At 71.1% G+C, this 17926-nt stretch carries 15 protein-coding genes and 1 pseudogene; 9 read left to right on the top strand and 7 right to left on the bottom strand.

What is annotated here, in order from left to right:
• Positions 1–20 precede the first annotated feature (20 nt).
• Positions 21–1229: a cytochrome P450 gene (locus ACIBX3_RS19115; protein ID WP_397118616.1), complete on the bottom strand. Its 1209-nt coding sequence runs from the start codon at positions 1227–1229 to the stop codon at positions 21–23.
• Positions 1230–1324: 95 nt separating this feature from the next.
• On the opposite strand from ACIBX3_RS19115, the gene ACIBX3_RS19110 reads away from it, so the two are divergent.
• The 4 genes and pseudogenes from ACIBX3_RS19110 to ACIBX3_RS19095 all read left to right on the top strand — a co-directional run.
• Positions 1325–1933: a TetR/AcrR family transcriptional regulator gene (locus tag ACIBX3_RS19110; protein ID WP_397118614.1), complete on the top strand. Its 609-nt coding sequence runs from the start codon at positions 1325–1327 to the stop codon at positions 1931–1933.
• Between the two features lie 237 nt (positions 1934–2170).
• Positions 2171–2515, top strand: coding sequence for a VOC family protein (locus tag ACIBX3_RS19105; RefSeq protein ID WP_397118612.1), 345 nt, complete (start codon positions 2171–2173; stop codon positions 2513–2515).
• Between the two features lie 648 nt (positions 2516–3163).
• On the top strand, positions 3164–3295 hold the full coding sequence (locus tag ACIBX3_RS19100; RefSeq protein ID WP_397118610.1) for a hypothetical protein: 132 nt from the start codon (positions 3164–3166) through the stop codon (positions 3293–3295).
• A gap of 147 nt (positions 3296–3442) precedes the next feature.
• Positions 3443–6070 (top strand): annotated as a pseudogene (locus tag ACIBX3_RS19095) (ATP-binding protein); the annotation flags it as partial.
• Between the two features lie 426 nt (positions 6071–6496).
• On the opposite strand, the gene ACIBX3_RS19090 reads toward ACIBX3_RS19095, so the two are convergent.
• The 4 genes from ACIBX3_RS19090 to ACIBX3_RS19075 all read right to left on the bottom strand — a co-directional run bounded on the left by ACIBX3_RS19090 (position 6497) and on the right by ACIBX3_RS19075 (position 13283).
• Positions 6497–7333 (bottom strand): ABC transporter permease, encoded by an 837-nt coding sequence (locus ACIBX3_RS19090; RefSeq protein ID WP_397118608.1) that lies wholly within the window; start codon positions 7331–7333, stop codon positions 6497–6499.
• Complete coding sequence (locus tag ACIBX3_RS19085) at positions 7330–8379, bottom strand: ATP-binding cassette domain-containing protein (protein ID WP_397118606.1); 1050 nt, start codon at positions 8377–8379, stop codon at positions 7330–7332. Before ACIBX3_RS19085 ends, ACIBX3_RS19090 begins: the two co-directional genes overlap by 4 nt.
• 161 nt (positions 8380–8540) lie before the next feature.
• On the bottom strand, positions 8541–9122 hold the full coding sequence (locus tag ACIBX3_RS19080; RefSeq protein WP_397118604.1) for a DinB family protein: 582 nt from the start codon (positions 9120–9122) through the stop codon (positions 8541–8543).
• A 102-nt stretch (positions 9123–9224) separates the two neighbouring features.
• Positions 9225–13283, bottom strand: coding sequence for a hypothetical protein (locus tag ACIBX3_RS19075; RefSeq protein WP_397118602.1), 4059 nt, complete (start codon positions 13281–13283; stop codon positions 9225–9227).
• Between the two features lie 324 nt (positions 13284–13607).
• Between ACIBX3_RS19075 and ACIBX3_RS19070 the strand changes: the two genes are divergently transcribed.
• Positions 13608–14195, top strand: coding sequence for a hypothetical protein (locus tag ACIBX3_RS19070; RefSeq protein WP_397118600.1), 588 nt, complete (start codon positions 13608–13610; stop codon positions 14193–14195).
• Here the strand turns inward: ACIBX3_RS19070 and ACIBX3_RS19065 are convergent.
• Positions 14144–14341 carry a DUF1918 domain-containing protein gene (locus ACIBX3_RS19065; RefSeq protein WP_397118598.1) on the bottom strand — a complete coding sequence of 66 codons (198 nt, stop codon included), beginning with the start codon at positions 14339–14341 and terminating at the stop codon, positions 14144–14146. The two genes, ACIBX3_RS19070 and ACIBX3_RS19065, sit on opposite strands and share 52 nt — an antisense overlap.
• Positions 14342–14402: 61 nt before the next feature.
• Between ACIBX3_RS19065 and ACIBX3_RS19060 the strand changes: the two genes are divergently transcribed.
• The 3 genes from ACIBX3_RS19060 to ACIBX3_RS19050 all read left to right on the top strand — a co-directional run bounded on the left by ACIBX3_RS19060 (position 14403) and on the right by ACIBX3_RS19050 (position 16830).
• Positions 14403–14762 carry a hypothetical protein gene (locus tag ACIBX3_RS19060; protein ID WP_397119322.1) on the top strand — a complete coding sequence of 120 codons (360 nt, stop codon included), beginning with the start codon at positions 14403–14405 and terminating at the stop codon, positions 14760–14762.
• A 155-nt stretch (positions 14763–14917) separates the two neighbouring features.
• A complete protein-coding gene (locus tag ACIBX3_RS19055) occupies positions 14918–16183 on the top strand; it encodes a zinc-binding dehydrogenase (protein ID WP_397118596.1) in 1266 nt (421 codons plus the stop codon).
• A 101-nt stretch (positions 16184–16284) separates the two neighbouring features.
• Entirely contained in the window at positions 16285–16830 is a 546-nt protein-coding gene (locus ACIBX3_RS19050; RefSeq protein WP_397118594.1) for a GNAT family N-acetyltransferase, read from the top strand.
• Between the two features lie 18 nt (positions 16831–16848).
• On the opposite strand, the gene ACIBX3_RS19045 is transcribed toward ACIBX3_RS19050, so the two are convergent.
• Positions 16849–17460 (bottom strand): class I SAM-dependent methyltransferase, encoded by a 612-nt coding sequence (locus ACIBX3_RS19045; protein ID WP_397118592.1) that lies wholly within the window; start codon positions 17458–17460, stop codon positions 16849–16851.
• 133 nt (positions 17461–17593) lie between these two features.
• On the opposite strand from ACIBX3_RS19045, the gene ACIBX3_RS19040 reads away from it, so the two are divergent.
• Entirely contained in the window at positions 17594–17884 is a 291-nt protein-coding gene (locus tag ACIBX3_RS19040; protein ID WP_397118590.1) for a hypothetical protein, read from the top strand.
• Positions 17885–17926 lie beyond the last annotated feature (42 nt).

Raw genomic sequence — 17926 nt, 5'->3', positions numbered from 1 at the left:
CCTGCTCGAACACCCATTGATCACCAGGTCACAGGCAGGGACTCCACCCCGTAAACGGTCGACTGCAGCCGGAAGCGGAGGCTCTCGAACGGCGCCGCGAGCTTCAGCCCGGGGAACCGCTGCAGCAGCGCGGGGAAGGCCACCTGCATCTCCACCCTGGCCAGCGGCGCGCCCAGGCAGTGGTGGACGCCGTGCCCGAAGGCGATGTGCCCGCCGGCATCGCGGGTGACGTCGAGTTCGTCGGACTCCTTGACGAACGCCTCGTCGCGGTTGGCCGCCAGCAGCGAGGGGATCACCAGGTCACCGGCCTTGATCTGGCATCCGCCGAGCATGATGTCCTCGGTCGCGTGCCGGGGCGGCCCGCCACGGTGCGCCACGGACAGGTAGCGCAGCAGCTCCTCCACGGCCGGGGTGACGGCGTCGGGCTCGTCGCGGATGACGGCGGCCTGGTCCGGCCGGTGCAGCAGCAGCAACGTGCCCAGGCTGAGCATGTTGGCGGTCGTCTCGTGCCCGGCCACCAGCAGCGTGTTGCCGATGCCGAGCAGCTCGTCGTCGGTCAGCTCGCCGCCGTGCTCACGCACGAGCAGGCCGAGCAGTTCCTCCCCCGGCTCCGCGCGCTCGCGGCGGATCAGCTCCGACATGTACGCGTTCATCTCGGCGGTGTTGGCGGCATGCGCCTCCCGGTCCAGCGTCATGTCCAGGAGCCGGGTGCTGCGCCGCTGGAAGTCCTCCCGGTCGGCGTACGGCACACCGAGCAGCTCGCAGATCACCAGCGAGGGGACCGGCAACGAGAACGCCTGCACCAGATCGGCGGGCGGCCCGGCGGCCTCCATGGCGTCCAGGTGCTCGGTCACGATCTGCTCGATGCGCGGCCGCAGGTGCCGCATCCTGGCCACGGTGAACTGGCCGGTCAGCAGGCGGCGCAGCCGGGTGTGCTCCGGAGGGTCGTACATCAGCGGGTTGCCGATGACGAAGCCTTTCAACGACTCGTCGGAGCGGTCGGCCGGCCCGCCCTGCGGCTGGAGGGCGGCGTTGCTGAAGTGCGCCGGGTCGCTGAGCACCTTGCGGACTTCGGCGTACTGGGTGACGAGCCACACGTCCGGGCCCCCCGTGGCGATGGGCAGGCGGACGACCGGCCCTTCGGCGCGCAGCCGCCGATAGTCCTCGGCGTGGTACGGGGTCGGGTCGCTGTGCAGCGGCGGCAACGGAATGGTCGGGATCTCGGTCATCAGCCGGCTCCTTGTCCACTTAACTGATATCAACCTCTCATTTCCCACCGTAACACACGAAGTGAGACCCTACTCTCACCTGTTACGCTGGGTGAGTGACGAGTACCGATGCGCCTCGCCGCCGGCGCGCCGACGCCGCCCGCAACGCGGAGCGGATCATGCGCGCGGCCCGGGCGGCGTTCGCCGAGGCCGGCGGCGGCATCACGCTGGAGGAGATCGCCCAGCGGGCCGGGGTGGGGCTGGCCACGCTCTACCGCCACTTCCCGAGCAAGGACAGGCTCGTCCGCGAGGTCGTCGAGGAGCTGATGCGCGAGGAGATCGAGCCGGCGATCACCCGTGCGCTCGCCGAGCAGGATCCGCTGCGCGGCATGTCGATCATGCTGGAGACGGTGCTGGCCCTGGCGTCGGGGCAACCGGGCATCCTCGCCACGGCCAGGGACGCCGGGGCGCTCGCCGCCGACCTGACACCCCGGTTCGTCCAGCCGCTCATCCAGCTCATGCGGAACGCCCAGGCGGCCGGCCAGGTCCGCGCGGACCTGGAACCGGATGACCTGAAGCAGATGCTCGTGATGCTGCTCAGCACGCTGCGGCCGGCCAAGGGCCCGGATGGGGGCTGGCGCCGTTCCCTGGTGCTCCTGCTGGACGCCCTCCGCCCGGACGGCGCCACTCCCCTGCCTCCGGCGACGCCGCCCGCCCGCTGCTGATCAGACCGCGACCACGATCTGCCGAACCGCGGGCCGGACTCCATGTGCGGATGCGCCCGCGCAATCTCCTGACGCGAACAGCCGGTCCACCACCGGACGGAACGCCCCGCAACGCAGCCCCGAGGAGACGTACGCCGCCGCCCGCTCAGCACCCCGGGATGGCCCAAGCCTGACGCCGATGAGTTTCAGTCGCTTGAGTGGTCTCACTCTTGAAACGACTGGAAGGAGAGATTCCGGGTGGACCTGTACAGCGTCGTGTGCGTGCGTGACCGGGCGACATCGCTGAAGTGGTTCGAGGTGTTCTTCGGGCGGCCGGCGGACGAGATCATCGGCGAGGAGTACCTGTGGCAGGTCGGCGAGAACGCGTGGGTCGTCATCGACGACCGGCACGTGCGGGCCGCACGGGTGGGCGGCACCATGATCACGCTCGGCGTGACCGACCTCGATGACATCGTGGCCCGGCTGGCCGCGCACGGCATCGAGCACGAGCCCATGGAAACCTACGGCAACGGCGTGCGCCACGTGGAAGTCCTCGACCCCGACGGCAACAGCCTGTCACTCGCTGAGGCACCCATCCAGTAATCCGAGCTCGACAACCACCCGAAAAGGAGAAAGCATCACCGCGAGTCGCCGCCACAGCCGGCCATGGGCCGAAACGCCGACCTCGTCACCACCTGCGGCACCGTGCGGCCGGCCGGCGCGGGTTCGCACGGCCTAGCCAACCAGCACGTGCAACCTTGGGTCCCCCCTGCGGATTCATCTGCGGGGGACCTTTTTTGTTGCAAAAAACAAAACACGTACAAAAACTTCAGAACGATCGTGTCCACGGGGAAGAAATCGCAGGCCAGAAACCCTTTGGCCTGCGATCACAGGATCTTGCCGAACATGTGGCCGGTCTGGCCGGCGTCGAGAGCGGTCCTGGAATCGCTGCCCGGCCATCCGGGACGTCGGCGAGCGTTCCCTGCAGGCGGATGAAGCTGCGCCAGGCGTGCGTGCCTGCCGGGCTCAGCCACCCAGGGTTCCGCTCATTCATATGCGGCGAGTCCACCCAAGCTCTTGACATGTCATACATCGTCTGCGCTAGTGTCGATGACACATCATTTGACACGTCATGCTCGGCGCCATCCCGTACAGGCCAGGCTGCGGTACCGCTGTCCGCGTTCCGCCCCTTCAATGACAAGCCGCCAGTAGTGCCGCTCGACGCCTCACCCATCGTGAACGGAGACCCGGATGACCGGGTTCCCCTGTTTCATGGAGGACCGCGCTCGGGTCGAGCAGCTGAAGCAGACCTTCGCCCTGTACTTCGGCGAGGTCAAGGGCGAACCGACCCCCGGATGGCCGGGGCTCCATCCGGGTCGGTAACAGGCCGGCGCGCGCGGCGGCGGGCGATCATGCCTTCGGAAGCCGCCCCGTAAGGTGGGGTGTGTGGATCCAGTCCTGACCCTGCTCGACGGCGTCCGCTGGCGAGGCTCGCGCGTGATCGGCGACCGCGCGCAGACCCTGCTAGCGATGCTCGCGCTGCACGGACGATCAGGCGCCAGTGACCAGGGGTTGATCGAGGAGTTGTGGCGTGACGAACCGCCGGCCAACCCCACGAAGGCGTTGCAGGTGGTGGTCTCCCGGACCCGGGCGGCAACCTGTGCCGACGCCGTTGTGCGGACGGTGGGCGGTTACCGGCTCGGGCTCGCGGATGAGCACGTGGACGCGCTCCTGCTCGGCGATCTGGTGCAGCGAGCGCGTAGAGCGCTGGGCGAGGGCGAAGCCGCCGTCGCCCAGCGTCTCGCCGAGGAGGCGATGGACCTCGGAGCGAACGGCCTGGTGACGTCCACCGGCCCGCTGGCAGACGTGGTGGCCGTCGCGGCCGGGCAGCTGGCCGAGGCGCGCCACGTACTTGCCGTCGCGCGAGGCCGGAGCGGCGACCACACGGGTGCGCTGCCCCTGCTGGAGGAGGCCGCGGCTGTACGCCCGTACGATGAAGAACTGCTCGCATGCCTGCTGCGCAGCGAGGCCGCGGTGCGCGGCGCGGCCGCGGCGCTGGAACGCTACGGGCGATATCGCGCCGGCGTGGCCGAGCGCCTCGGCACAGATCCCGGACCCGAGCTCGCCCGCGTACATGCCGGACTGCTGGCCGCGGATCGGCCGGTGCGCGAGGGCATCCTGTTCGACGGCTCCTCACTGCTCGGTCGCGACGACGACATCCGCGCGATCCAGGCCTTGTTACAGAACAACCGGGTGCTCTCCATCATCGGTCCGGGTGGACTGGGCAAGACGCGGCTGGCCCACGTCGCCGGCAGGAACGCCGCGCAGCCCATCGCCCACTTCGTCGAGCTCGTCGGCGTCTCCTCACCCGAGGGCGTGGTCGGCGAGGTCGGCTCGGCGCTCGGGGTTCGCGACTCGGTCAGCGGGCGGCGCGTCCTCACCCCCGGGCAACGCGCCGACGTTCGCGCCCGGATCGCCCAGCACCTCAACCAGTCGCCGGCGCTGCTCATCCTGGACAACTGCGAGCACGTGATCGAGGCCGTCGCCGACCTGGTCGCCTTCCTCACCGCGACCACCCGTGACCTGCGGGTGCTCACCACCTCCCGCGCCCCCTTGTCGATCCCCGCCGAGCAGGTCTACCTTCTCGGCGAGCTGAGGCCCGGCGACGCTGCGGAGCTGTTCTGGCAGCGCGCCGCAGCCGCACGCCCCGATGTGCGGATCGATGAGAAGGCGGCCGTCGAGATCGTCACCCGGCTCGACGGGCTGCCGCTCGCGATCGAGCTGGCCGCGGCCAAGGTGCGAGTGATGTCCGTGGAGGAGATCGCGCGGCGCCTGGCGGACCGGTTCGCCCTGCTGCGCGGCGGGAATCGCAGCGCTCCCGACCGGCACCAGACGCTCCTCGCGGTCATCGACTGGTCCTGGAATCTGTTGAACGAGCCGGAACGGCGGGCCCTGCGCCGGCTCTCGCTCTTCGGTGACGGCTTCACGCTGGCCGCTGCCGAGCACGTGCTCGGGGCCGACGCTCTGCATGCCGTACACGCGCTGACCGAGCAGTCCCTGCTCAGCGTCCGGGAGACCAGGTACGGCCTTCGCTACCGGATGCTGGAGACCGTCAGGGAGTTCGGCCGGATGCGACTGGTGGAGACCGGCGAGGATGAGGCAGCACGGGCGGCGCAACGGGCTTGGGCAACCGCTTACGCCCTGGAGAACGCCGCCGTGCTGTTCGGCACTTCCCAGTTCGCGGCCGTCGACGCGCTGCGGGCCGAGGAGAGCAACCTGGCCGAGCTGCTCCGCCAGGCGCTCGCTGAGCCCCACCCGGCCACGGCGGTCCAACTGCTGGCCGGAGTAGGTGCGCTGTGGACCGTCCGCGGCGACCACCCCAGGATCATCGCCCTCAGAGACGCGATCACGCAGGCGGTCACCGGCTGGTATCCACCGCCAGAGCTCGAAGACGTGACCCGAGTGGCCCTGCTGGTCACTCTCATGAACATCATGGTCCTCACCGACAATCGCGACGAGGGCCTGACCACCCTGCTCAGCAGGCTGCCCGTCCGTGACACAACGGACACCCGCATGGCGGCGATGGCTACGGTGATGCTCGCATCCGACCCATCCGAAGGCGCCGATTTCCACCACCGGCTCGAGGAACTCTCCAGGAGCGCCGACCCTGACGTAGCGCTGATGGCGGCGCAGATGAGATCCCACATCCTGGAGAACGCGGGCGACTTGGCAGGGGCAGTCGCGGCAGCCGAGCGAGCTCTCGCGCTGATACGCGAGGACGACGGACCGTGGTTCGCGGCGACCTTGCATGCCATACTGGCGCACCTGGTCATGCGGCTCGGCGACCACCGGCGGGCGGTCGGCCACGCGCGCACCGCCCTTCCGGTTCTGAGCCGGCTCGGCGCCACGGACGACGAGACTCAGCTGCGATCCGTGCTGATGGTCGCCGCGCTCGCCGAAGGCGACCTTGCGACCGCGGAAGCCGAGCTCATGGAGATCTCTCGGATGAGTGACAGCGAGGCGGTCCTCGGCGGGCTGGCGATCGTCCCGCTGTGCACCGCCGAACTCGCCCTCGCCCGCGGCCAGACGGCCGACGCCCTGGCGGAATACCGCTTGGCCGTAGAACGGGCACGTGACATGCGCCTGCCCGGGGTGCCGCAGACAGGATTCGAGCCGTGGGTGGTGACCGCCGAGGCACTCGCCCTGACTGCGCACGCTTACCACGCCGGGCCGGCAGACCTCTCGTACGGCGAAGAGTTGTTTCACTCCCGTGCCTCCGTCCGTGCCGGCGACGTGCTGTCCGCGGGAAGCCCTTTCCTCGACTACCCGGTGTGGGGGTCGATGCTTTTCGCGTTCGGCGTCTGGGGGCTGCTGCGCGGTGCCATGGCGCCCGGCGACGCGGTCAGGTTGCTGGTGCTGGCCGAGCGGTTCGCCTACAACCACATGCCCAGCATGTCCTTCGAGCGGATCGAACCGTACGCCGAAGGGGCCGCGCCCGGGATGATCGCCGCCGTGCGCGACGAGTACGGCGATCGGCGTGGCGCGGACCTTCTCGACGAGGCGCGCAGGCTCGTCGAGAAGGTGTCAGATGTGCCGCTTGTAGCTGCGCACCGACAGCGGCGCGAAGATCGCGATGACGACCAGGCAGGCCACGAGCGTCCAGGCCACCGCCCCGCTGACGAGACCGCTGTTGGCCAGGTCGCGAGCTGCCGTGACCAGGTGTGAGACCGGGTTTATCCGGACGAATGCGGCAAGCCAGTGCGGCAAGGTCTCGATCGGAACGAACGCGTTGGACAGGAACGTCAGCGGGAACAGGATCATCATGGAGATGCCCTGCACGGCCTGGGCGCTCCGGGCGATCGTGCCGACCCAGGTGAAGACCCACGCCAGCGACCAGCCCGTGAAAATCGCCAGCAGGATCGCGCCGAGCACGCCGTACGCTCCCCCGCCGGGCCGGTAACCCATCAGCAGGCCCATGCCGAAGGTCAGGGTCGCCGCGATCGTGTACCGCAGCAGGTCGGCCACCATCGGACCGGCCAGCGGCGCGATCCGGGCGATCGGCAACGACTTGAACCTGTCGAAAACCCCCTTCTCCATGTCCTCGCGCAGTTGCGTCCCCGTGGCCATGCACGTGGTCAGCACGGTCTGGGCGAGGATGCCCGGGATCATCAGCGGCAGATAGCTCTCCACGTCACCGGCGATGGCGCCGCCGAAGATGTAGGCGAACATCGCGGTGAACAGGATGGGCTGCAGCGCCACGTCGAAGAACTGCTCCGGGTTGCGGCGCATCTTCTTGAGGGCCCGCCACGCCATCGTCAGGGTCTGGCCGATCGTCTCGCCCATGGAGACCTGCCGCCGGGCGGCCGCCACGCGGTCCGCCGCCCGCACGGTCTCGCGGGCAGGTGCCATCGTGGTGCTCATCGGTTCTCCTTCGCGCCGGCCTCGTTGCCGGGCTCGTTGCCGGGCTCGTTGCCGCCGCCGGTCTCGTGGCCGGTGAGGGCGAGAAACACCTCATCCAGGCTGGGCTTGGCCACGCTCACCGAGGAGATCGAGACCCCGGCGGTCCGCAGCGCGATCAGTACGTCGGCGGCCAGGTCGGCCTGGTCGAGAGCGACGTTGAGGCGGCCCCGCTCCGGGCTGAGGACCGGATCGGAGCCGAGGACGCGCCGGACGACCTCCGCGGCAGCGAGCACCTCCCCCGGTTCGGCGAGCAGCAGTTGAAGAGTGGAGTCGCCGACCGCGGTCTTCAGCTGATCGGGGGTTCCCTCCGCCACCTTGCGGCCGTGGTCGATCACGGCGATCCGATCGGCGAGCTGGTCGGCCTCGTCGAGGTACTGCGTGGTCAGCAGCACCGTGCAGCCGTCGGCGACCAGGCCGCGGATGGTCTCCCACATCTGGCCACGGGTGCGCGGATCAAGACCGGTGGTCGGCTCGTCCAGAAAGATCAGCGGTGGTTTGCTGATCAAGCTGGCGGCGAGGTCGAGGCGCCGCCGCATGCCGCCGGAGAACTGTGCGATCGGTTTGTCCGCGGCCTCTTCCAGGCCGAACCGGCCGAGCAACTCGGCGGCGATCCGCCGGGCGCGCGCGGAGGCTATCCCTTGCAGCCGGCCGAAGAGCCAGAGGTTTTCGCGCGCGGTCAGGTTCTCATCGACCGACGCGTACTGTCCGGTGACGCCGACCAGCTGCCGGATCACGTGCGGGCTGCCGGCCACGTCGACACCGAAGATCTCGGCACGGCCGGCGTCGATCTTCAGCAGGGTCGCCAGCATGCGTAGCGTGGTGGTCTTGCCGGCACCGTTCGGCCCGAGAACGCCGAAGATCTCACCGGGGCGCACAGCCAGGTCGATCCCGTCGACGGCACGCTGATCGCCGAACGTCTTCACCAACGCCTCAGCACGGACTGCGAGGTCGGCTCCCCCGGAGAGGGCGAGCCGGCCCCCGGCGCCGTCATGTTCTGTGATGCTCATGGCTCCACATTCGACGGCCCGGGTTTCACGATGCCCTCGACCTGGTTTCACGCATTCGGCACCGGTTTCACCGTTCACCGGAAGCCTCGCGAGCTACAGCACGGCCTCCGCCCGCACGGAAAGCGTGGCGGTGTAGGTGCGGCGCGCCCTACCCGTGATCATTACTGGCCTATGCGTCCGTCGATCCGCTCGCGCAACAGGTCGACGTGACCCATGTGGCGGCCATACTCCCAGATCATTCCGACCAGCACCTCGCGCAGCGACATCAGCCCTCCACCGCTGCCATGCAGATTCGAGGGATCGTCGGCGGTGATGCCGAGACTGGGCGCCTCGGCCACGAACCGCTCGGCGAAGTCCACCTCCGCACGCCATGTGTCCCACGCCTCCGCCACCACCTGAGGGTCGGGAACAGCACCATCGAAATCACCGTCACGGTCGGTCTCGGTGGAGTACAGCCGGGGCACGTCCTGTCCCGCCATCAGCACCCGGAACGTCGCACGCTCCACTTCGGCCAGGTGCCGCACCAGCCCCAGGAGCGACATCGTCGACGGCTCGACGGAACGCCGCGCCATGGCCTCCGCGTCAAGACCTGAGCACTTCATCTCCAATGTGAGGCGGGCACAGCGCAGGTGTTCGACCAGCGTGGCGCGCTCGTCGCCCAACGTCGGCCCGTTCTCACGCGGGTCGTCGTCAGACGGCTTGCCGTCCGCGGTGAACATGTCGGCTCGTCGTGTAGTAGCCATGGCCGCAATCATCGACGATGCGCATGGCGGCCGACAAACGAATATCGACACCCGCGTTCATGGTCAACCGGTTCGGGCACGCCCTGTTCGTGATCTCCCGCCTCAGGAGTGGGCCTGGGGCTGGGGGGACGGGCGGGCCGGACGGTCGGTGGTGCAGGAGCCGGCCTCGGCACCGGCCACCTTCCACTCCGCCCCCGGGAACGGGCTCATGAAGTGGGTCAGCAGGTCCACCGCGTAGTCGGGCACCTGCCCGCCCGGATCCAGCAGGGAGACCATCTGGGGGCCGTCCGCGCCGCGCAGTGTGATCGTGTTGGTGCCGTTGCCGGCGGCGAAGCCGGGCTTGGCGTCCACGGTCACGCAGGCCAGGCTGATCCCGCCCGCCTTGATCTCCTGCTTGGCTCCGATGCGCCGCATCCGCTGGTCGTAGCGGCGCAGCGCGAGCGACGTGGCGGGCCCGAGCCGCATGGATTCGTGGAAGACGTCGTCGCCGATCTCCCTGCTCAGCTTGACGTCCAGAGCGACGTCAGGCCGCAGGTTCACGCCCTTGGCGGCGATGTCCAGGCGATCGTAGTTCCCCTCGAAGCCGGGCGCGATGTACCCGAGCGCGGGCGGCGCCTTCATCCCGAAGGGGACCTTGCCCGGCCGGACGCGCAGCCAGGACACGCGCCGTACGGACAGCCCGAGGTCCTGGACGGAGCTGGCCCCGAGCCCGAAGCTCCCGCCGACGTGGTACGTCAGGAACCCCTTGGTGTACGGCACCTCCTTGCTCACGCCGATGTTCTGCCGGGCGACGGGGTCCACCTTCAGCCCGGCGCGCAGCGCGACGCGGCCCGTGGGGACGGGCTTGGAGAGGAGGTCGAGCGTCTGGTCGGGGTTGAGCCTGATCGTCGTGTCGGCGGCCAGGTCCTTGACCGCGAACGACACGTCGCCGAGCCGCCCCGAGGGGTCGGCGAGGCCGCCCTCCACCCCGAGGTACCCGTCGAGGGTGCTGGCGCCGCCCTCCGCCTTGTACGTGACGGCCGGCACGCTGAGCCCGGCGGCAGAGGCGTCGGCGTCCACCCCGAACACGGCGGGCACGTCGCCGAACCGCAGCTCGCCCGTGCCCTTGCCGGCCGACGTCACCTTGGCGGTGAGGCGTTCGACGGCGGCGGAGTTGTTCACGCGGATGCGGGTCTGGGCGCCGTACGTGCCCTGGACGGACAGGGCGGCGGGCACCGGGTTGATCGCCACCTGGCCACGCAGTCCCGTGGTCTCGGCCCGCACGTCGAGCGCGCCGAGCGTGGCGGCCGGCTCGATCCGGTAGCCGGCCTGCACGGTGTTGCCCTGACTGACGCCGAACGGTCCCAGCGACATGCTGGTGATCTTGGAGGGGAGGCCGGTCAGGGTCGCCATGGCCTTGATCGGCACGGGCGACAGGACGCTGCTGGCGAGGTAGACGCCCAGGCTGCGGCGGCGCGGCTGGAAGCCCGAGAACGTGAACGTCTTGCCCGCCAGGTCGACCGACACCTGGTCGGGCAGCCCGGTCACGTCGAGGTACCCCTGCAGGCCGAAGCAGCCGCGCGCGGGCGTGCAGAAGGGCCCCTGCGTGCAGCCCGGCGTGCCGGCCGCGCAGCCGCCGTCCACGAGCGACACGCCGCCCGGCACGGCGGGGGCGGCGCGCATGCGCTGCAGGGCCCCGGTCTTGCCGAGCCAGGCGCGGGCGCGCACGTCCAGGCGGGAGCCGGAGTACGTGAGCTTGCCGTCGGCGACGGAGACCGCAAGGCGGCCGGGCACGGGGCCGAGGCTGCCGATCAGGCCGAAGCGCAGGTCCCCCTGGGTGACGTCGGCGTCCACGGCGAGAGTCTGCCGCGCCGAGCGGAAGTCGGCGGTGAACCCCTGCGCCGCCGGGCTGAACTCGACCTGCGACAGGCCTTTGACCAGCACGCTGGCGTCCAGGTCGCCGGAGGCCTGGTCGTAGTGCGCCGCGAGGTGCGCTCCCGTGGGCGCCTTGGCGCCGTCGTGGTTGGTGAAGGCCAGCGCGGCGGTGCCGACGGGCCCGGACAGTCCGCGGAAGCGGTACGAGGCGGCGTTCCAGGAGGCGTCGAAACGAGCCGGCACGCCGGTCACCTCGGCGGCGGCCCTGGCGTAGCGCTCGCCGATCCTGGCCCTGGCCAGGGCCGTGACCTTGGCGACGGGCGCGTCGGAGGTCCACTGGAGGGTCTGGGCCTTGGTGTCGGCGACGAGTTCGGCGTGCTTGCGCACCCCTTCGACGGTGGCGCGCAGGTCGTCGCCCGTGCCGCCGGCCGAGGTCACGTGTGCTTTATTGGCATAAATCTGCACTTGCTTGATCTTGGCGGAGGTCTCCACCTTGACCGTCGTGCGCTCCCCCAGGTCCCACGACGCCTTGACGTCGTCGTGCACGCCGAGGACGGTGCCGTCGATCGTGGGTCCCGACCTGAGGTTCGCGTACGCGGCCCGCAGCTTCTCGATCACGCCGCTGGCCTGGTAGGAGGCCTTCCTGGCGGCCGGGTCGAGGGTCACGTCCACGGTGGAGGGCGTGTTCGAGATCTCCAGCCGGGCCACGTGGGTGCCGTCGATGCTGGCCGCGCCCACGAAGGACCGGCCGCTGGAGCCCACCTCCAGATGGGCGTGCGGCGCGGCCCCGTACGTGACGTCGAATCCGGACAGGCCCGTCAGCAGCCCCGACACCCCCAACGCGGCGCCGTCCTTGATCATGGTGACGTGACCGCCGCGAGGGCTGGAGATGGCGCCTCCGTTGCGCTGCAACACGACGGCGAACCTGCCGATCGGCGAGCTGGTCTTGTGCGTGACACGGTGCTCGGCCAGGTCGTTGACCAGGCGCAGCTTGGCGGGCAGGTCGCTCAGCTCGGCGCGCAGGACGGTCCTGTCGGCGTTCCTGTCGAAGAAGAGCAGCTCGGCGGCGCCGGCGCGGGGGCGGCCCGCGTCGACGGACAGGGTCTGCCTGCCGTTCGCGGAGCCGTACTCGGCGGTCAGGGTCTTCGGCGCCTTCCGGAGCCGGGCGCTCAGCACCCGGGCCAGGTGGCCGTCGCGGTAGGTGTGGTGGTGGACCTCGGCGCGGGCGATCGGGGACGGGCTGGCGAAGCGGATCTCGCCATGTGACAGCCGCACCTTCGCGCGGGCGGGCATCCGGTCGAGCACGGCCCGGGTGAACTGGCGTCCGGTGACGGCCAGCGCGTCCAGCTTGGCCGGCGCGGAGGCGGCGACGTCGAGCGCGGGCGGGTCGAGCGCGGCGTTCACGGTGAGCTTCTCGGTGGCCGGCGACTGGCGCAGGCTCACCGCGCTGCGTCCGATCAGCCCCGCGACCACGGCCGCGGACGCGCCCGGGGCCGTGCGCTCCAGCTCCGCCTTGACCCGCTTGCCCGTCAGGTCCACCGTGAACGTGCCCTTGTCGAACTCCGACAGCGACGAGCCGCGCCGCAGCCCGTCGAATCCGACCGCCACCTTGCCGTCGTACTCGGCCCAGACCCGCGCCTTGAGGTTCTCCCGCCCCAGCCGCTTGACGGCGAAGCCGAGCCCGGCCGAGCCCTCGCCCGGCAGGGCGGCGGGGACCAGGTCGGCGGCCAGGTCGGGGCTGCCGTCGCCGGTGACGTCGGCGGCCACGGGCACGCCGACGGGCTGCCTGATCGAGCAGGACACCGGCACGTCGGCGCTCTCGACGCAGAGCCGGTACGTCAGCCCGGGCAGGGCCTTGCCGAGATCGTCGAACAGCTTGGCGACCGCGGCCAGGGGCTTGATGAGCGTCAGCGTCGGGGCGTCGGTCGTGTCCGGAAGGACCTTCCGCACGTCGGGCGCCTCCCCGCCCAGGCCCTGCTCCTCCTGGACGGCGGCCGCGTCGGCGGTGATCCGGTCGACGAGACCCGCCCCCGCGGGCGTGGTCACCTCGGGCGCGTCCGGCCCCACCCGCTCGTTCCCGGCCGTCCGCACGGCGAGCGACGGCCGCGTGGGAACGGCGACGACGGCCGCGGGCGGCTCTTCGACGGCGGGCACGGGCGGGACCTGGACGGCCGTCGCGGGCATGGTCCGGGCCTGGACGGCAGTCGCGGGCACTGGCTGGGCCTGGGCGGCCGCGGACGGCACGGCGACCAGGACGGTGCTTGCTATGGATGCAGAAGCGAGCACGCGCAGGAGGGTGCGCGGCATGAAACGTTCTCCCCCGGACCGGTCTAATTTCTACCTTCAGCAACAATGGTCACGAGACGACCATAGTTCCTCACTGATAGTCAAACCGTGCCGGACATGGGGCTCCAACCTCCGGGCGTCAGCGGTGATACGGACGCAGGCGCGGCCACCAGAAGGCGGCGCTGACGACGGCTGCGGGAGTCCTGCGCATGGGATCGCTCCTCACCACTGAATTCACTACATGATGAGTTTAAGAAGCGAAACCGAAGAACGTCAACGTCCGCACATCGCGACATTTTGTAAGGCGGCTTGCGAAAATTCTGTAAGGCGCCTTACGATGCCCCGATGATCAACGCAGAACGGCCGTCGTACGACGAGCTCGTGACGCTGCTCGGCGTCCCCGTCTCCGTCGAGGACGCCCGCGCCCGCTGGAGCTCGCTCGTGGACGCGGCCAAGAACGGCAGCACCATCATGATCACCCGCGAGCGCTGGGAGTGGGCCGCGCTGGTGCCGCTGTCGAAGGTGGGCGGGGTGTGGAGCGGCCTGACCCTCGTGCCGCTGTCGACGGCGCGGTCCAAGCTCGGCGACCTCGTCCGCCAGGTCGCCGACCCGTACGGCGAGCCCGTGCTGCTGGGCCGCCACCGCACCCCGGTCGCCGGCCTGGTCGCGGCCCGCGTCCTGCTGGACCGGGCCGCCGCCTCAGACCATCCGGACGCCGACGCGCTGCTGGCCGGCGGCCACACCATCACGCTCTCCCACGATCCCGTGGAAAAGCTCGTCGTGGCCGTCGCCCGCGATCAGGACGGCGCCGAGATCTCGGCCGGGGCAGGGCGCAGCGCCCGTGAGGCGCTGCGCGCCCTCGCCGAGCCGCCGCCGTGGCGTCACCCGGGCTGGCCGGCGGCCGGCATGACCACCGCGTCCGGACCCGGGTAGACCAGCGACTCGTGCCCGTCGTCGAAGCGGACGATGTAGGGCGGCGAGCCGTCCGGGCCCCGGACCTCCACGATCACGGCCTTCCTGTCGCCGTGACCCACGTTGTGACCGTGCACGAGCAAGGTGTCACCGATGTTCGCGTGCATGTTCCTGTTCCTCTCAGCTGGTCTTGGACAACTTTGAGGTTCATCCCCACATTGCCCCAGCCTGCCCCTCCAGGGAAGAAGGCTCGTTGATGGGGCCGGCCGGCGCCCGGAGGGCCGATCAGAGACGCTACGGGTTGCCCGGCCCGAAGTCGGGCGGGGCGGTGAGGGTCACGGCCGCGACGTCCTCGCGCGCGGCGGGAACGGCGACGACCGGATCCGGGCCGGCGGGGACAACGACGAGATCCGCGGCGGGGACGGCGCCGACGACCTCGGCGGCGGCGCGGGCGACGACGACGTCCGCGGCGGCGCCGGCAACGACGAGCTGTACGGCGGCCAGGGGGCTGACGAGCTCAATGGCGGACCCGGCACGGACTCCTGCAACGGGGGCCCGGGGACCGACGTCGAGAGCAAGTGCGAGTGACCCGCACGGCGACAGGCACACGTGCCAGGACGGGGACCGACGTCCACGTCACGTGCGGGTGACCCGTCAGGGCAGGCGCGCGGGCCGGGCGACCGGCTCGCGCGCTTCCGCATGATCGTCGACGTGGTGTCGGGGCTGCGGTAACGTCTGCCCGCATGCGTGCCTTCGTCATCACAGGTCCGGGACGCGCTGAGGTCCAGGAGGCCGAACCGCCCGCGCCGGGGACCGGTGAGGTGGTCGTCGAGGTCGAGCGGGCCGGGGTGTGCGGCACGGACATGGAGTTCTTCACGGGCGCGATGGCGTACCTGCGGACGGGCGAGGCCCGCTATCCGATGCGGATCGGCCACGAGTGGGCGGGCGTCGTGCGCGAGGTGGGCGACGGCGTCGACCGGGCTTGGCTGGGGCGGCGGGTCACCGGCGACACCATGCTGGGGTGCGGGCGCTGCGCGCGGTGCACGGCGGGACGGCAGCATCTGTGCGCGGACCGGCACGAGATCGGCATCCGCAACGGGTGGCCGGGCGCGCTGGCCGAGCGGCTGCCCGTACCCGTGCGGGCGCTCCAGCCGCTGCCCGGCCCCGTCGACCCGGTCCTCGGCGCGCTGGTGGAGCCGGGCGGGAACGCGTTGCGGGCCGTACGCGCCGCCGCGCTGCAGCCCGGCGAGCGGCTGCTGGTCATCGGGCCGGGAACGATCGGGCTGCTGGCGGCCATGATCGCGGCGGCCCAGGGGGCCGAGGTGCACCTGCTGGGGCTCACCGAGCGCTCGCTCGGCTTCGCCCGCTCACTCGGTTTCACGCACCTGTGGACGATGCCGCCGCACCATCCGGGACCCGGCACACCGGAAAGCTCGGCCGCCACCACCCCGGAACCGGGCACCACCGGACCGAACGGGCCGATCGCCGGCGGACCGGCATGGCCGCACGCCACCGTGCCACAAAGATCGCACGTCGGCGGGCTGGAAAGGTCGCCTGCCGGCCCGCCGGAGAGAACAGGTGCCGGCGCGGTGGAAGAGGCGGGTGCCGGCGCGCCGGCAAGGGCGGGCGCTGACGTGCCGTGGTTCGACACCGCCCACCGGCCGCGCTTCGACGCCGTGATCGACGCCTCGACCGGGGCCGGCTCCCCCGCGCTCGCGTTCGACGTCGTCGAGCCGGGACGCCGCGTCGTCTTCATCGGGCTGTCGGCCGAGCCCAGCCTCGCCGACACGCGCCGCCTGGTGCTCAAGGACGTGACGGCGGTGGGCGTGCTCAGCGCCTCCGGCGGCCTGGCGGGCGCCGTCGACCTGTACGCCTCCGGCGCCGTCGATCCCCGCCCCCTGGTGGCCGCCACCGTGCCGCTGGAGGAGGCGGCCGCGGTCCTGGCGGGAAAGCGGCGGCCCGAATGGGGCGACGCCCCGAAGATCCTCATCGATCCCCGCCTGACCTGATCCGCACCGAATGAGGCTGACCTGACCCACCCGAAAGAACCTGACCCGGCCCACGCAAAAACCCGTCGAGCCCGGGTCCGCCCACTGGCTAACGTTTCGGCGTGGACATCTACCTGGAGACCGACCGGCTGATCCTGCGCCACTTCACGGACTCCGACGCCGACGACCTCTTCGCCCTGCACAACGACCCGGACGTCATGAGGCACCTCAACGGCGGCAAGCCGACGCCGCGCGAGGTGATCGTGGAGGAGACGTTGCCCGCGTTCATCCGCGCCGGCTTCCTCGCCGCGATCGAGAAGTCTTCCGGGGCGTTCCTCGGCTGGTTCCACCTGCGGGCGCCCGAGGGCATGCCGGCCGACGAGCCGGAGCTGGGCTACCGGCTGCACAAATCGGCCTGGGGCAAGGGGTATGCGACCGAGGGGTCGATCGCGCTGATCGGCGAGGCGTTCGGCGAGCTGGGCGCGCGCCGGGTGTTCGCCCAGACCATGGCGGTGAACCAGGGCTCGCGGCGGGTCATGGAGAAGTGCGGGCTGAAGTACGCACGGACCTTCTTCGTGGACTGGCCCGAGCCTCTCGAGGGCGCCGAGCTCGGCGAGGTCGAGTATGAGCTGGTGCGCGCCGATTGGGAGGCCCGGCGCCGGACGTGAGCTTGCCGCAAGATCGATCTAGGTCCGCGCCACGACCGCGTAACGTTCGTCGTCGATCTCCCTGCCCCACAGCGCCGGATCGGTGAGCCGATCGACGCGCAGGTCCGCGATGATCGGCCGTAACGCCGCCATCAGGTCAACGGCGCGCACTCCCCCGTCCCAGGGCAGGCCCTCGTCGCCCTGCTCCGTGCTCCAGCGTCCCTCCACGAGGACGAGCCGCCCGCCGGGCCGCAGCAGCGCCGCCCACCGGGCCAGGGCGGCCTCCGGCTCCGGCAGGGCCCACAGCACGTGCCGGACCAGCACGACGTCGAAACGCCGGTCCCCCACAGGCGGGCGCGCGGCGTCTCCGATCAGCACGGTCGCCTCCCTGCCGGCCAGCTTCGCCCGCGCCCGCGCCACCATCCGGGGCGCCAGGTCCACGCCCACGACGCGATGCCCACGCTCGGCCAGCAGCAGCGACAGCGACCCCGTGCCGCATCCCAGGTCGAGCACGTCGAGGTGCCCCTCGGGCAGCCACGCGGCCAGCCGGCCGGCCCAGGCGGCCCTCACCCCGGGGTCGCGCAGCCCGTGATCGGCCTCCTCGTCGAAGGAGTCGGCGGCGGCGTCCCAGAAGGCGGCGGACTTCGTCATGACGGCCATCATGCCGGTGGCCACCGACAGTCCGCGGACGGATAACTTGGTCAGACCAGTTATATGACGCACTGTTCCGCCTGGACGGGCGGCGGGCGCCGTACACGCGGCCGCCGCGCAGGAACCGGCCGACGTGCTGGTCTTCACCGCCGCGACGAACGTGCGCAAACGGCTGCTCGACTACTCCGGCGAGGAACTCGACCGGATGGTGGGGCTGAATCCGCGGGCCTCGTTCGACGTGGTGCGGGCGTTCGGGGCGGGAACGGTGGAGCGGGGGGTGGGGGGCGGGTCGATCATCGGTTTCGCGTCGATCCGGGCGTCCGTCACCGAGCCGGGGCAGCGCGTCTGCTGCTGCGGACCGCCGCCACCGAGTTCGGGCCGCACGGGGTGGTCTACCTGGCCGGCGACGCGGCGAGCTTCGTGACCGGGTCGGTGCTGTACGTGGACGGCGGCTGGACCGCCGGGG

This window comes from Nonomuraea sp. NPDC049480, assembly GCF_044465905.1.
GTDB lineage: Bacteria > Actinomycetota > Actinomycetes > Streptosporangiales > Streptosporangiaceae > Nonomuraea.
This window is presented reverse-complemented; position numbering and strand designations above follow the sequence as displayed.

What these genes read in the sequence shown, in the direction of transcription:
- ACIBX3_RS19075 (WP_397118602.1), bottom strand. Translation starts at nt 13,283, where the DNA reads ATGCCGCGCACCCTCCTGCGCGTGCTCGCTTCTGCATCCATAGCAAGC.
- ACIBX3_RS19055 (WP_397118596.1), top strand. Translation starts at nt 14,918, where the DNA reads ATGCGTGCCTTCGTCATCACAGGTCCGGGACGCGCTGAGGTCCAGGAG.
- ACIBX3_RS19080 (WP_397118604.1), bottom strand. Translation starts at nt 9,122, where the DNA reads ATGGCTACTACACGACGAGCCGACATGTTCACCGCGGACGGCAAGCCG.
- ACIBX3_RS19090 (WP_397118608.1), bottom strand. Translation starts at nt 7,333, where the DNA reads ATGAGCACCACGATGGCACCTGCCCGCGAGACCGTGCGGGCGGCGGAC.
- ACIBX3_RS19100 (WP_397118610.1), top strand. Translation starts at nt 3,164, where the DNA reads ATGACCGGGTTCCCCTGTTTCATGGAGGACCGCGCTCGGGTCGAGCAG.
- ACIBX3_RS19085 (WP_397118606.1), bottom strand. Translation starts at nt 8,379, where the DNA reads ATGAGCATCACAGAACATGACGGCGCCGGGGGCCGGCTCGCCCTCTCC.
- ACIBX3_RS19115 (WP_397118616.1), bottom strand. Translation starts at nt 1,229, where the DNA reads ATGACCGAGATCCCGACCATTCCGTTGCCGCCGCTGCACAGCGACCCG.
- ACIBX3_RS19065 (WP_397118598.1), bottom strand. Translation starts at nt 14,341, where the DNA reads ATGCACGCGAACATCGGTGACACCTTGCTCGTGCACGGTCACAACGTG.
- ACIBX3_RS19045 (WP_397118592.1), bottom strand. Translation starts at nt 17,460, where the DNA reads ATGACGAAGTCCGCCGCCTTCTGGGACGCCGCCGCCGACTCCTTCGAC.
- ACIBX3_RS19070 (WP_397118600.1), top strand. Translation starts at nt 13,608, where the DNA reads ATGATCAACGCAGAACGGCCGTCGTACGACGAGCTCGTGACGCTGCTC.